At 42.9% G+C, this 14,202-nt stretch carries 11 protein-coding genes and 1 other annotated feature; of the genes, 6 read left to right on the top strand and 5 right to left on the bottom strand.

Going from position 1 to position 14,202, the window contains the following annotated elements; translation table 11 throughout:
- Positions 1-290: 290 nt before the first annotated feature.
- From clpB to rluD, 3 genes are all read right to left on the bottom strand, one after another.
- A complete protein-coding gene (gene clpB / locus BS333_RS02610) occupies positions 291-2,864 on the bottom strand; it encodes an ATP-dependent chaperone ClpB (RefSeq protein ID WP_021710277.1) in 2,574 nt (857 codons plus the stop codon).
- A 149-nt stretch (positions 2,865-3,013) separates the two neighbouring features.
- On the bottom strand, positions 3,014-3,748 hold the full coding sequence (gene pgeF / locus BS333_RS02605) for a peptidoglycan editing factor PgeF (protein ID WP_021710276.1): 735 nt from the start codon (positions 3,746-3,748) through the stop codon (positions 3,014-3,016).
- Between the two features lies 1 nt (position 3,749).
- Entirely contained in the window at positions 3,750-4,727 is a 978-nt protein-coding gene (gene rluD, locus BS333_RS02600) for a 23S rRNA pseudouridine(1911/1915/1917) synthase RluD (protein WP_021710275.1), read from the bottom strand.
- 137 nt (positions 4,728-4,864) lie between these two features.
- On the opposite strand from rluD, the gene bamD reads away from it, so the two are divergent.
- The 4 genes from bamD to yjjX all read left to right on the top strand — a co-directional run bounded on the left by bamD (position 4,865) and on the right by yjjX (position 8,449).
- The gene (bamD, locus tag BS333_RS02595) at positions 4,865-5,593 is read left to right on the top strand and encodes an outer membrane protein assembly factor BamD (protein ID WP_021710274.1); all 729 of its coding nucleotides are present in this window, start codon (positions 4,865-4,867) and stop codon (positions 5,591-5,593) included.
- 525 nt (positions 5,594-6,118) lie between these two features.
- The gene (hpf, locus tag BS333_RS02585) at positions 6,119-6,448 is read left to right on the top strand and encodes a ribosome hibernation-promoting factor, HPF/YfiA family (protein ID WP_033003960.1); all 330 of its coding nucleotides are present in this window, start codon (positions 6,119-6,121) and stop codon (positions 6,446-6,448) included.
- 107 nt (positions 6,449-6,555) lie between these two features.
- Positions 6,556-6,673: a sequence feature (Phe leader region), on the top strand.
- A 12-nt stretch (positions 6,674-6,685) separates the two neighbouring features.
- Positions 6,686-7,867 carry a prephenate dehydratase gene (gene pheA, locus BS333_RS02580; protein WP_021710272.1) on the top strand — a complete coding sequence of 394 codons (1,182 nt, stop codon included), beginning with the start codon at positions 6,686-6,688 and terminating at the stop codon, positions 7,865-7,867.
- Between the two features lie 21 nt (positions 7,868-7,888).
- On the top strand, positions 7,889-8,449 hold the full coding sequence (yjjX, locus tag BS333_RS02575) for an inosine/xanthosine triphosphatase (RefSeq protein WP_021710271.1): 561 nt from the start codon (positions 7,889-7,891) through the stop codon (positions 8,447-8,449).
- Positions 8,450-8,635: 186 nt separating this feature from the next.
- On the opposite strand, the gene trpR is transcribed toward yjjX, so the two are convergent.
- On the bottom strand, positions 8,636-8,938 hold the full coding sequence (gene trpR, locus BS333_RS02570; protein ID WP_021710270.1) for a trp operon repressor: 303 nt from the start codon (positions 8,936-8,938) through the stop codon (positions 8,636-8,638).
- Between the two features lie 13 nt (positions 8,939-8,951).
- Positions 8,952-10,898 carry a murein transglycosylase gene (sltY, locus tag BS333_RS02565; RefSeq protein ID WP_033003956.1) on the bottom strand — a complete coding sequence of 649 codons (1,947 nt, stop codon included), beginning with the start codon at positions 10,896-10,898 and terminating at the stop codon, positions 8,952-8,954.
- A gap of 386 nt (positions 10,899-11,284) precedes the next feature.
- Between sltY and ettA the strand changes: the two genes are divergently transcribed.
- Together ettA and BS333_RS02555 are read left to right on the top strand one after the other, a co-directional pair.
- Positions 11,285-12,952 carry an energy-dependent translational throttle protein EttA gene (ettA, locus tag BS333_RS02560; RefSeq protein WP_021710268.1) on the top strand — a complete coding sequence of 556 codons (1,668 nt, stop codon included), beginning with the start codon at positions 11,285-11,287 and terminating at the stop codon, positions 12,950-12,952.
- 181 nt (positions 12,953-13,133) lie between these two features.
- A complete protein-coding gene (locus BS333_RS02555; RefSeq protein WP_021710267.1) occupies positions 13,134-14,123 on the top strand; it encodes a M23 family metallopeptidase in 990 nt (329 codons plus the stop codon).
- The last annotated feature ends 79 nt before the right edge of the window (positions 14,124-14,202 follow it).

Raw genomic sequence — 14,202 nt, 5'->3', positions numbered from 1 at the left:
TTTTAGCGAGATAACTTATCGTGTCAAACACTTTTTTAAGTTATTTCTCTATGAGTTACTTTCGAACTCACTGACCTTGTCATTTCGGCTTCGCTTTGTTTGCTTTCCCGTGACAACGGAGGCGCATTATAGGGAGTTCGTTTAGGAACACAAGCCTATTTTTGAAAAAAACTTATCTTTTTGGTTCGTTCGTATAGAAAACAATCAAAACCTAATAAAAGTGCATTAAAAAGGGGGCTAACGCCCCCTAAAACTTGAACTTGATCTCACTTTTCAGTGCATTGATGCAATTACTGGTGAGCAATGATTTGGTCATTGCTTACAATCAACTGTACTTTCTTGTCTGGCAAGATTTGGCCAGCCAAGATTGATTTCGCTAATGGGTTCTCAACATTCTGTTGAATTGCACGTTTTAGTGGACGAGCACCATATACCGGATCGAAACCAACTTGAGAAATGAGGTCAAGGGCTTTATCTGTCACTTCTAGTTGGTAACCCTTCTCTTCTAATCGTTTTGCTAAACGATGAAGCTGTATAGAAGCAATAGATTTTATGTGTTCCTGACCTAAAGGATGGAAAACCACACTTTCATCAACACGATTCAAAAACTCAGGTCTGAAGTGTTTGCTCACCACCTCCATGACCTCATTTTTGATACCGATGTAATCAAGAGTTGCAAAGTTTTCTTGAATTCTTGCCGAACCTAAGTTTGACGTCATGATAACAACAGTATTACGAAAATCGACCGTACGACCTTGTCCATCAGTCAGACGACCATCATCAAGCACTTGAAGTAAGATATTGAAAATATCTGGATGTGCTTTCTCTACTTCGTCAAGCAAGATCACTGAATAAGGTTTACGTCGGACCGCTTCCGTTAAGTACCCGCCCTCTTCGTAACCAACATAACCTGGAGGGGCGCCAACCAACCTTGCAACAGAGTGTTTCTCCATGAACTCCGACATGTCGATACGAACCATAGCATCTTCACTATCGAACATAAAACTCGCAAGTGTTTTACACAGTTCGGTTTTACCTACACCAGTTGGCCCTAAGAATAAGAAAGAGCCAATCGGTTTGTTGGGATCCGAGAGGCCAGCTCTACTTCTTCGTATTGCGTTTGAAACCACTTCAACCGCTTCTTTTTGTCCAATCACTCGCTTATGAAGCACCTCTTCCATGCGCAGCAACTTTTCTTTCTCTGCTTCCAGCATTTTTGAAACAGGTATTCCCGTTTGTTTAGACAGAACCTCAGCAATTTCGTTATCCGTTACTTTATTTTTCAGTAACGTCATCTCTTGCATTTCTGCTTGTGTTGCAAGGTCCAATTGTTTTTCCAGTTCCGGGATACGTCCATACTGCAATTCGGACATCCTGCTCAAGTCACCAGCACGACGAGCAAACTCCATATCCATCCGGGCTTGTTCTAGCTCTGCTTTGATATGTTGAGTGCCTGAAAGAGCTGCTTTTTCTGCATTCCAGACTTCTTCAAGTTCAGCGTATTCACGCTCTTTTTCATATAACTCTTCGTTGAGAGTACTTAAACGTTTTTCACTTGCTTCGTCTTGTTCATTCGTCAGCGCTTGTTGTTCAATTTTAAGCTGAATGATCTTACGCTCCAGTTTATCGAGTGATTCAGGTTTAGAATCAATCTGTAAACGAATACTGGAGGCCGCTTCATCAATTAAATCAATCGCTTTATCAGGTAATTGTCGGTCGGAGACATAACGGTGTGACAAACTCGCCGCCGCAACAATAGCAGGATCGGTAATCTCAACATGGTGATGAAGTTCATAGCGCTCTTTTAACCCACGTAGAATCGCAATGGTGTCCTCCACACTTGGCTCATCGACTAGGACTTTTTGGAATCGACGCTCCAATGCTGCATCTTTCTCAATATACTGTCGGTATTCATCCAGAGTTGTCGCACCTACACAATGAAGTTCACCACGAGCTAATGCTGGTTTTAGCATGTTGCCCGCATCCATTGAGCCTTCGCCCTTACCAGCACCGACCATTGTGTGAAGTTCATCGATAAATAAAATGATATTACCTTCTTCTTTGGCAAGCTCATTCAAAACCGACTTCAAACGCTCTTCAAATTCACCTCGATATTTTGCCCCAGCGACCAAGGACCCCATATCTAAAGATAAAACACGTCGGCCTCTCAATCCTTCTGGCACTTCATTATTGATAATACGCTGGGCAAGTCCTTCAACGATTGCGGTTTTCCCGACTCCAGGTTCACCAATAATAACTGGATTGTTTTTTGTTCTTCTTTGAAGTACTTGAATTGTGCGACGGATTTCATCGTCACGCCCAATAACAGGGTCTAATTTCCCTTGCTCTGCGCGTTCTGTCAGATCAATGGTGAATTTTTCTAGCGCTTGACGTAATTCTTCTGCATTAGGATCATTGACTTTTTGCCCTCCTCTCACTTTTTCAATCGCCTGACTCACTTTCTGTTCAGTCAGACCGATTTGTTTGAGTAACTTACCTAAAGGGCCGTGATCCTCTAAAGCCGCAAGTAGAAAAACTTCAGAAGAAATATAAGAATCTTGACGCTTTTGAGAAATCTTGTCACACAGGTTGAACAAGGTTCCCATTGAACTAGACAATTGCACGTCACCACCGATGCCACTTACTTTTGGCAAACGGTCTAAGATTTCGCTCAATTTAGAACGTAATTGAGTGACGTCAACATCGAGCATGGTGAGTAGCGGTCTAATTGGGCTGCCGTTTTGGTCTAGCAACGCCACCATTAGGTGTACAGGTTCAATGTACTGATGATCGCGACCCAACGCCAAGGATTGGGCATCAGAAATAGCGATTTGGAACTTGCTTGTAAATCGGTCAAGACGCATATCTTTCTTCCTAAGATCAACTAAAGAAATGTTTAGATAGCTAGAAAGATGGATACTCTCTTAGGAAATTTCAAGGAATAAGGGGAATTAAGTCACTGGAGAGGAAATACAAAGCGAGTATAGATAACTATTTAAAAGCCCAATAAAGCTTAATTGTTCATATCCAACCAAATAAATGTCGCTTGCCGTCCTGTTACACCATCGCGGCGATAGGAATAAAAATCATTTTGCTGCTGGAAGGTACATAAATCAGAATTATAGACTTGGGTAACTCCCATTTTCTGCAAACGTTGAGAGGCTAATAATGACATATCGGCTAACCATTTCCCTTTTTCCTGACGAGGAGTAAATGCTTGTAAAGCCTCTGGGTCATATTCAGAAAAAGCTTGTAAAACATCTTCACCGACTTCAAATGCCTCAGCGCCAATCGCAGGACCAAGCCAGGCCATAACATCACCAGAAAACAATTCTAAAGCGTTTTCGATGATACCATTTGCTAAGCCTCGCCATCCTGCATGGACCGCCGCAACTTGCGTGCCTGATGTGTTAGTCAAAAGTACAGGCAAGCAGTCTGCCGTCATAGCGCTGCATACTACATGATTTGTCGCAGTAAAAACTCCGTCAGCATTCAGCACTTGTGGGGTTGGTGCGCTCACTTGAACGACGTCCGTTGAATGAGTTTGGTTCAGCCAAACTGGCGCACTCGGCATTTTTGCTTGTTGCGCCAACCAATCACGATTTTTCTCTACGAGTAAAGCATCATCCCCAACATGCATGCCAAGGTTTAACCCATGATAGGCTTCGGTCGAAAAACCACCTATTCTCGTTGAAGCAAACGCTCGAACGTGTTTAGGAGCTGGCCAGTTAGGAATGATCATTTTCATCTTAGAACTCGTCAGGTAAACCGTATTCTTCAGTGTCCTTACGCAGCATTTCTGTCATCTCTACCATATCGTCAGGCACTGGAGCATGGAACTCTAGCTCTTCACCTGTAACAGGGTGTTCAAAACGTAACATAACAGCATGTAACGCTTGACGATCAAAGCCACGAATCATCGCCGTCAGTTCTTCTGATGCACCTGTTGGAATGCGAGCGCGACCACCATAAGCCGTATCACCCAAAAGTGGATGTTGCAGATAAGACATATGGACACGGATTTGGTGAGTCCTACCGGTTTCTAAGCGCAAACGAATACGTGTATGTTCACGGAAATGTTCCGCTACACGATAATGCGTGACCGCAGGTTTTCCCATTGGGCTGACAGCCATTAGAGTACGTTTGGTTGAGTGACGACCAATAGGTTGCTCAACTTTACCGCCAGCGGTCATTCTGCCGATAGCGATGGCTTCATACTCACGAGTAATATTTCGTTTTTGTAACGCACGAACTAATCGAGTTTGAGCTGGGACCGTTTTTGCAACGACCATCAGGCCTGTCGTGTCTTTATCAAGACGATGTACAATGCCTGCACGAGGAACTTCTGCGATATCAGGGTAATGATGCAATAATGCATTAAGAACCGTACCATCTGGAGTACCTGCTCCCGGATGGACCACAAAACCTCGAGGTTTATTAATAACAATAATGTCTTCATCTTCGTAGACAATATCGAGTGGGATGTCTTGTGCTTCCCAACGCTCTTCATCTTCCAATTCGGCTTGTAGGATGATCTCCTCTCCGCCCATAACTTTAATGCGAGGTTTGGTGATCACTTCCCCATTCACCTGGACTTTCCCTTCAAGCAACCACTCTTTGAGGCGCGAGCGAGAAAAGTCAGCGAATAATTCTGCGATAGCTTGGTCTAAACGTTGACCAAGTTGACTATCTTTTACGGTATTGGTTAAAACAATCTGCTGAGCCATATCGAACTTTTTTAAAAACTGTGAGACTAATGCTCACGACTGTGGAAAAATAGACAATTACCATCATTGTATCTGTTACTGGAAAGAAAGTAACGGCAGCTTAAGAAATATTTAAACTCAAGGAACAGACACCTGATATGAAACATCAGACTTTAATAGGCCTTTTGGCGGTATCCCTTCTGTTTGGTTGTACAAGCAAAAAAGAAATCGTTCCTGATGTACCGCCTTCTGAACTTTACTCAGATGCTCAAACGTCTCTTCAAAGTGGTAACTGGCTTTCCGCAATTGAAAAGTTAGAGGCTCTAGACTCTCGTTACCCATTTGGTGCTTACTCAGAGCAAGTACAACTTGATTTGATTTATGCATACTACAAAAATGACGACCTTGCTCTCGCCCTTGCGTCTATTTCTCGCTTTATGCGTTTAAACCCAACTCACGATAAAATGGATTGGGTGCTCTATATGCGCGGGTTAACCAATATGGCACAAGATCGTAACTTTATGCATGACCTTTTTGGTATAGATCGAAGTGATCGTGACCCTGAGCCGGTCAAGAGAGCATTTGAAGACTTTAAGAAGCTTCTTGAACGCTATCCAAATAGTCCATATGCAGAAGATTCAAAACAACGTTTAGCGGCATTAAAAAATCGTCTGGCAAATTATGACCTAGCAACTGCGGATTTTTATTTGCGTCGAGAAGCTTGGATCGCTGCCATAAATCGAGCCCAAGAATTACAAAAAGCTTTTCCGGATACTGAAGCGGCAAGAAAATCGCTACTGATTCAGCTTGAAGCGTACCAACAACTTAAACTTGATGACGCGATTGCCAGAACACAAGAATTAATCAAGCTCAATCCTATACAATAATTCATCAACACAATGATTATCGCCGCTATATGCTTAGAATATGGCGGCCCCTTCACCTAACTAACTCCTCATTCGTCTTTGTTCCAAAATCTCTGATTAGATGATTTCAGTTCTCTGTGCTTTTCGTTTTTTCATTTCAAAGGGAACCGAGAGAGTATCTCAGCAATAGCAAAGCATGACTTTTGCATCAAAAGAGAGTCAACAATATTCAAAAAGCCTAAAACAGGAATGATATGTATGAGGTGAGTCACAACACTGATGTGGTCATATTTCAACCAAAGAAAGTTACGGGCCGCAGAAAAACGCTGAAACATAGTTATTTTTCAGTTCACTACCTTTAAAAATCTAATGATTTCACATCTGATAACAAGCAATTTCCAAATAATTTTCCAAGCTTCTTGAATAAGATCACATTCATTTATTGTCTTTAAATACAGCATTATATATGTGACACAGATCATAAAAAAATATCTTCAACACGCTAACCTGAATCTATCCATGAGGAATGTAACAGAGGAAAGGCTTATGACAATGAACATCACTGGTAAGAACATCGAAATTACCTCTGCAATCCGTGAGCACATTGAGAGCAAGTTTAAAAAACTAGAAAAATGGCAGATCGACATCATTAGCTGCCAAGCCACATTCAGCGAAGAACCTAACAAACAAATGAAATTTGAGGCGATCCTCAATGTTCCTAAAGGTCAACTCGTCGCCTCCGCTACTCACGAAGATCTGTATATTGCAATCAATGAAGTTGAACACAAATTAGCGAGACAATTGAACAAGCTGGCTCATAAATCTGAAGAATCACGTCGTGTTACTCGACACGAGCTAGTCGAAGAAGAAGAATAAAGTAAACATTCTTTACTGATAGCGCCAATCGGCGCTATTTTTTTGCTTGACGCTCTCCCTTCGCTTGCTTATTGTGGTCCGATATTCATAAATTAAGCAATATAAATGCAAATTATTCACCTGTTTCTTTTTGGCTTATTTATCTTCTCATAGCAGGAGAGGCCGACTCGTTTGTAAAAAGTCAAAAACAAACAGAAAGCCTCCCAAATGGGGGGCTTTTTCATAAGGAAAGCATTGATGACTGAACAACTCATTTCACTCGATGATATTCGTTTACGTTTAAATGAACTCGATGACCAGTTACTCCAATTATTATCTGAGCGACGCCAGCTCAGTATCCAAGTTGCCAAAAGCAAAGTAAAAACGGCAAAGCCTGTTCGAGATGCCGCTCGAGAGCAGCAGTTGCTCGTTAAACTGATCAATAATGGCAAGGATAAATATCAGCTGGATGCACAATATATTACCAAGTTGTTTCACACGATCATTGAAGACTCGGTTCTGCTGCAACAAAGCTACTTACAAAATTTGGCCAATCCAACGCAAAGTCGCAAGCCCATTGCTCGCGTTGCCTTCTTAGGTTCTAAAGGTTCCTATTCACACCTTGCAAGTCGTGAGTACTTCAGCAGAAAGAATACTGAATTAATTGAACTTAATTGTGAACATTTCAGGGAAGTGACCCAAACGGTAGAGTCCGGTCACGCCGACTATGGTGTCCTACCGATCGAAAATACCAGCTCAGGCTCCATCAATGAAGTCTACGACTTACTGCAACACACAACCCTCTACATTGTTGGAGAGTTAACTCAGCCGATCGAACACTGTTTAGTCGCTACCAGTGATATTCGCCTTGAACAAATCAAAACGCTTTATTCCCATCCACAGCCTCATCAACAATGCAGTGAATTCCTCAGCCGGTTCAAAGGTGTCAAACTTGAGTCCTGCGTGAGTACTGCTGATGCAATGCAAAAAGTACAGCAGCTCAATCGCGATGACGTCGCTGCTATCGGTAATGCATGCAGTGGTAAGTTGTATGGCCTTCAAGCAATTCAAGGCAATATCGCAAATCAGACCGAAAACCATACACGTTTTATTGTTGTCGCACGTAAGCCAGTTGAAGTTTGTACGCAGATCCCAGCGAAAACAACGCTCATTATGTCAACGTCTCAAGAAGCGGGCTCTTTAGTACAAACTCTTTTGGTGCTTCAACAATACGGTATCAATATGACCAAGCTTGAGTCGCGTCCAATCATGGGCAACCCTTGGGAGGAAATGTTCTACGTCGATTTAGAAGCGCATATTGACTCAACGGAGATGCAGCAATCACTTCAAGCACTCACTAAAATCACTAAACACCTGAAAGTGCTGGGTTGTTATCCAAGTGAAAATGTAAAACCGACTCAAGTAAAATTAAGCAATTAGACATCAGCGAGCGAAAAGATCATGGCAAACCAAAAAGTGGTTATTGCTTCTCTCAACCCGGCAAAAATACATGCGGTGAGAAGCGCATTTCAATCGGCTTTCCCTCACGAAACGTTTGAGTTTGTCGGTGTGAGTGTACCAAGTGGCGTGGCTGATCAACCCATGTCAAATGAAGAAACACACCGAGGGGCACTTAATCGAGTGTCCAATGCTAAAACGGAGATCACTGACGGTAACTTTTATGTTGGCTTAGAAGCTGGAATTGAAGGCTCTGTTACCTTTGCTTGGATGGTGATTGAATCAGATACACATCGAGGTGAATCTCGTTCAGCAAGCTTAATGTTGCCACCTGAGGTTCTAGAAAAGCTTCCTTATGCAAATGAACTTGGCGATGTGATGGATGATGTCTTCGGTACAGACAACATTAAACAGAAAGGCGGTGCCATCGGTATTTTAACCCAAAATCAGCTCACACGAAGCTCGGTTTATCACCAAGCACTTATTTTGGCATTAATCCCTTTTACTAATCCTAACCATTTTCCAAGCAACCTGCTGGGCAACACTACTAAAAAACACTCTTAAACGGCTTTCTCATTCAAAGCGAAGTTTATAACTCAAAACAAGCCCTTGGGACGTAATAGTTAAGGTTGAAGCGTAGAGATTGAAGGTTAGAGATAATAAATTTAAAAACCACAAAAAATGAGAGTTAAAACCGCAGATCAGCTTTAACTCTCATCATTCAAGTACGTTTGCTGTGATGCCTAATCGCTATGAGGCGCCCTGTTCTAGTAACCGTTTTAGCTTTTCTTTATCAGAAGCCGATTTCGATTTTAACTCATTAGAACCACGAGTGATGGTCGCGATCCCGACTCCTAGCGCCTGACTAATTTGACGCTGAGACAAATCTCCTTTAAGAAGCTCATTAAGGATATTCACACGTGCAATCAATGACTCTCTCTCATCGGGAGTCATCAGCATCGTTAGCAACATATCATATTGCTCATCCACAACACTGGTACGAATCAATTCAACAACCTGTTGCCAATCTTGATACTCGGGTTCATGTGACATCCAGTTACCTCACTTAATACTTGCTACTTCTTTCATTGGGGTTCAAAAACGTACCATCAGCACCAAGCAGGTCACGATAATAAGTTTCAAACATCAAAATATTCTGTACATAGCCTCGTGTTTCTTTAAACGGAATCGCTTCAATAAATGCATACGCATCCACATTACCTTGAGTACGTTCACGCCATGTTTTTACGCGGCCAGGCCCTGCATTATAGGCGGCAAGTGCAAAGATACGGTTATTATCATAATCTTCCATTAGACCCTGCAAATAATGGCTGCCAATTTCAATGTTCTTACTGACATTATTGAGATCACGCGTGCCTTTATAATCCAATTTGTATTTACGGGCAGTGTACTGTGCTGTTTTAGGCATAATCTGCATAAGGCCACGTGCACCAACCGGAGAATTGGCCTCAGAGTCTAGCGCACTCTCTTGTCGTGCTAGTGCCATCATTGTCAGAGGATTAATATTATGTTTCTGAGCGTAAAAATCAAACCACCAGCGATGTGCTATTGGGAATCTAATCGGAATATTATCCCACATTTTCGCTTCTATGCTCGCAACGACGGTGAAATGGTGCCAATGCTTTGATGCCGCATACGCGGCCAGCATCGCCTTTTCTTTTGAATCGACACGGCTAAGCAAATGGCGCCATTCACTTTTTGCTGCTGCAATTTTATCTGTTTTGATCAATTCCTGAACTCTATCCAGCGACTTTTGGTATGGCAAGACAACTTTCTTATCTAGCTTGGTTGCACTGGACGAATAGACCACTGGCTTACCAAGTGCCTCTGCCGCAGCCACGCTGTAGAAGTTACGCTGGCCCACTAATTTAGCTAAACGCTGTTTACCGGATGCTTCGTTACCCAAGGCTAATTCACTGCGCCCCAGCCAATATTGCCACCTAAGCGATTTCTGTTGTTGTTTATCTAATACAGCAATCCATTTTTGTACCCCTTGCCAATCACCGTTCTGAATGGATAAGCGGATACGAGTCTCAATCAAGGGAACATCATGACTGGTTTCTGTTTTCGCGTCACGCCACTTTGCCAGTGATGGTGATTGAGTTCGAGTTAAGCGAAATGCAATGTAGTCTGCTAAGGATTGCGTAGCTTCAGGAGAAAACTTTTGCGCACTAACCACGGTTTGGTATGCTTTTTGGGCAAGTTTAACATCCTTCCGAGCCAACTTTTTAAGCGCATACTCTGCTTGTTGTCGATTAAAGTCATTCGCAGGCTGCCTTTTGGCGAATTCAGCGACAGTCTCTGGCTTATCAAATAAAGCCTTCATCCCTTTAGCTTGCTGCTTTGCCTGAGCCGTTTTTGGTAATTTATGCAGATAATTAATAAGACTGCCGTTACGGGCGTCAAACGCTAATAGCATTCGTTGTAAAATTAGTTGATCAGTACGTTTACCCGCCTTTTCCCAAGCAGAAAATAAAGGGTCACATTCATCGGCAATACTTTTACCTCGAAGCCACATGTGTTCCGCACCTTTCAGAGCAGCTGTACGCTTACCTTGCTGCAATTGTGCAACATAAAATATGCACTGATAACGTTCACCACTTGGTTCAACTTTCTGAAATTCAACAATCTGTGGCCACGCTTCTTGACGATACAAATGACTAAGATAAGGAGCACTAATACGGCGTGAGAACGGAAAGCTCTTGTACTCATCAATAAATGCCCTAACTTGCTGAGGGGACTTTTCGGAGAGTTGCTTTAAAAACACTCGGTAGTCTACGTAGGGGGTAAGTGGGTAGCTCTCAATGCTGCCCTTCAATTTCAAATAACCCTCAACATCATTTTGATCGATCAAATCTTGAGCGGTTTCATAAACTTTACGCTGTTGCTCGAGGTCAAGCCCCGCACTCACTGACACACTCGCGGTGCACAAAAAAACAGTACAGCATATCTTTCTGACCAAATTGGAGAGATTATATTTCATGTCGGTCATTTCCCTTGAATTTCGCGGATATATACCCAAGTCACCTCGTGGCTATGTTCAGCGCCCCCTATCTAGAAGCTGCCTACTAATATCAGCACTTTGAAGTCACTTGGGTATAGAGCTGAGATATTCCGTCGACCAGTCAATTATATGCATCTATTTGCATCGCATAAACACGCATTGTTAAGTCACTTAATATATAACCATTATTTGCAAAAATCCCTTTATTTTATCGGTTGTCGGCCACTATTTTTGCGCTTAATAAATTACGTAATACCATCATTTATAAAGAAGTAGCGATAAGTTATGGTGAACTTATTCAATTCAGTAACAAAAGTGGAACACTTGGTATAAAATAGCCATTTTAATGACTGATAATTTAGGAACGATCGGCAATGGCTGAATACGTATATACCATGTCGCGGGTGAGCAAAATCGTGCCACCAAAGCGTCAAATTCTTAAAGACATCTCACTCAGCTTCTTTCCCGGTGCTAAAATTGGCGTTTTAGGTCTCAATGGTGCGGGTAAATCAACACTGCTACGTATCATGGCTGGAATCGATACTGATATCGATGGTGAAGCACGTCCACAGCCAGGACTTAACGTAGGATATTTGCCTCAAGAACCTGTTCTCGACGAATCAAAAACTGTTCGTGAAGTTGTCGAAGAAGCCGTCGCTGATGTTGCTGGTGCTCTGACGCGTTTGGATGCGGTCTATGCTGCATACGCAGAACCTGATGCAGACTTCGACGCATTAGCAAAAGAACAGGGCGAGCTCGAAGCATTAATCCAAGCTAAAGACGGTCATAACTTAGATAATGCTCTGGAACGCGCAGCTGATGCACTTCGTCTACCTGAGTGGGACCAAAAAATCGCTCACCTATCAGGTGGTGAACGACGTCGTGTGGCGATTTGTCGTCTACTTCTAGAAAAACCTGACATGCTACTGCTAGACGAACCAACCAACCACTTGGATGCAGAATCTGTTGCTTGGTTAGAACGCTTCTTGGTTGATTACACTGGGACGGTCGTTGCGATCACCCACGACCGTTACTTCCTAGATAACGCAGCGGGTTGGATCCTAGAACTTGACCGTGGTGAAGGTATTCCATGGGAAGGTAACTATACCTCTTGGCTAGAACAAAAAGACGCTCGCCTCCAGCAAGAATCGTCTCAAGAAAGCGCTCGTCAAAAGACCATTGAGAAAGAGCTTGAATGGGTGCGTAAAAACCCTAAAGGTCGTCAGGCGAAATCTAAAGCACGTATGGCGCGCTTTGAAGAACTACAAAACACTGATCACCAGAAACGTAACGAAACTAACGAACTGTTCATCCCGCCAGGTGAACGTCTAGGTGATAAAGTTATCGAAGTGAACAACCTGACTAAGTCATTCGACGGTCGCGTTCTTATCGATGATCTCTCGTTCAGTATGCCTAAGGGTGCCATCGTGGGTATCATTGGTGCCAACGGTGCTGGTAAATCAACTCTATTTAAAATGTTGAGCGGCACTGAGCAACCAGATTCAGGTACGATTGAGCTGGGTGAAACAGTAAAACTGGCGTCTGTTGAGCAGTTCCGTGACTCAATGAATGACAAGAACACGGTATTCCAAGAGATTTCTGAAGGCGCTGATATCATCAAGATCAACAACTTCGAAATCCCTGCACGTGCTTACTGTTCTCGCTTTAACTTCAAGGGTTCTGATCAACAAAAGATCATTGGTGAACTGTCTGGTGGTGAACGTAACCGTGTACACCTTGCTAAGCTGCTTAAAGCTGGCGGTAACGTACTACTACTCGATGAGCCAACCAACGACCTTGACGTTGAAACGCTACGTGCACTAGAAGAAGCACTACTAGAGTTCCCAGGCTGTGCCATGGTTATCTCGCACGACCGTTGGTTCCTAGACCGTATTGCGACACACATCATCGACTACCGCGATGAAGGCCAAGTTAACTTCTACGAAGGTAACTACAACGAGTACATGGAATGGCTGAAGAAGACGCTTGGTCCTGAAGCCGCTGAACCACATCGCATTAAATACAAGCGCGTCTCTAAATAAACTTAAATAGAGATTCAATGAGTGACAGGGGTCACTCATTACACCTTTTGCTTGTATTTCGTACAAAGGCCGCTATCATAGCGGCCTTATATGCAGTTACTGTCAGATGAAAGCCTAGAATCCTTTGCTTTGATTCTTCAGTTGTTTATATGTATCACTGCCTACCTGAGTACGAACCGAAATGTCTAAAAAAATCATCATGCAGATTCCAACCAAAGATGGCGATCAACGGTTTTATTTAGGCCGTTCTTCCTTCGCCATCATTTGTGCAACTATTATCGCTTTACCCGCTGCAATTGGTGGGGCATGGTATCTTTTTAAAAATCAAACTCATCAGCAACAGACTCTTATTGAGACTTTAGAAGCTGAAAAAGCCAAACTTACCGCGCTTTATCAGGAGCAAATAGACAGCAACCATTCCCTATCTCAGTCCCTTAGTGAAAAAAATGATCAAATTCAACTGCTCGGTAAGCGTGTCTATGATGTTGAATCTGTGCTTGGATTAGCGAGTGAAGAAAACACGGAACAAGATAATGCCGCGTTGGAAGAGCGCATCGATGCTGCTGCAATCGACTCTGCCGTACGTGCAACAATGTTTCGACTGATCCCTAACGACAGTCCGATGGCTTATCAACGTATTTCATCCCCCTATGGCAGTCGTATCAACCCAATATCAGGGCAGCGCCATACTCATGCAGGGATCGATCTGACCTGTACAAGAGGTGAGGATATTGTTGCGCCTGCCGATGGCGTTGTAGAAACCGTGCGTTCAAGTAATCGAGGCTATGGTAACTACCTGACTCTCAGTCATTCATTTGGGTTCTCGAGTTCCTTCGCCCATTTAGATAAGTTCAACGTTAAAAGTGGTCAATTTGTTAGCAAAGGCGATGTTATTGCTCAATGCGGTAATACCGGTAATTCAACCGGGCCTCATCTACACTATGAGATCCGCTTTTTAGACCGAACTTTGAATCCCAAATACCTAATGGACTGGACACCAGAAAATTTCAATTCTGCGTTTGAAAAAGAAAAAATGGTTAAGTGGGGGCCATTAATCGAATTAGTCGATAACGTCGTTCGTTTACAAGTTAACTTAACTCAGTCACCCTACACAGATCGCAGCATTCATACCGCTGCAAACAAAGAGAAAGCAACAACAACCTCTCAGTAAATTCAAAGTTTTCCTCCCTGCAAGATCAGGTAAAGCTTCTGCCCGAGCAAGTTAGGATACATACAAAAGAGCCGCGAAA

Origin of the sequence: Vibrio azureus (assembly GCF_002849855.1) — a bacterium.
GTDB classification, from domain to species: Bacteria; Pseudomonadota; Gammaproteobacteria; order Enterobacterales; family Vibrionaceae; genus Vibrio; species Vibrio azureus.
Note: the sequence above shows the minus strand (reverse complement) of the source record. Positions and strands in the feature narration are given on the sequence as shown.

Excerpts from the sequence above, each read along its gene's own strand:
- clpB (WP_021710277.1), bottom strand. The coding sequence starts at position 2,864 with ATGCGTCTTGACCGATTTACAAGCAAGTTCCAAATCGCTATTTCTGAT.
- pgeF (WP_021710276.1), bottom strand. The coding sequence starts at position 3,748 with ATGAAAATGATCATTCCTAACTGGCCAGCTCCTAAACACGTTCGAGCG.
- rluD (WP_021710275.1), bottom strand. The coding sequence starts at position 4,727 with ATGGCTCAGCAGATTGTTTTAACCAATACCGTAAAAGATAGTCAACTT.
- bamD (WP_021710274.1), top strand. The coding sequence starts at position 4,865 with ATGAAACATCAGACTTTAATAGGCCTTTTGGCGGTATCCCTTCTGTTT.
- hpf (WP_033003960.1), top strand. The coding sequence starts at position 6,119 with ATGACAATGAACATCACTGGTAAGAACATCGAAATTACCTCTGCAATC.
- pheA (WP_021710272.1), top strand. The coding sequence starts at position 6,686 with ATGACTGAACAACTCATTTCACTCGATGATATTCGTTTACGTTTAAAT.
- yjjX (WP_021710271.1), top strand. The coding sequence starts at position 7,889 with ATGGCAAACCAAAAAGTGGTTATTGCTTCTCTCAACCCGGCAAAAATA.
- trpR (WP_021710270.1), bottom strand. The coding sequence starts at position 8,938 with ATGTCACATGAACCCGAGTATCAAGATTGGCAACAGGTTGTTGAATTG.
- sltY (WP_033003956.1), bottom strand. The coding sequence starts at position 10,898 with ATGACCGACATGAAATATAATCTCTCCAATTTGGTCAGAAAGATATGC.
- ettA (WP_021710268.1), top strand. The coding sequence starts at position 11,285 with ATGGCTGAATACGTATATACCATGTCGCGGGTGAGCAAAATCGTGCCA.
- BS333_RS02555 (WP_021710267.1), top strand. The coding sequence starts at position 13,134 with ATGTCTAAAAAAATCATCATGCAGATTCCAACCAAAGATGGCGATCAA.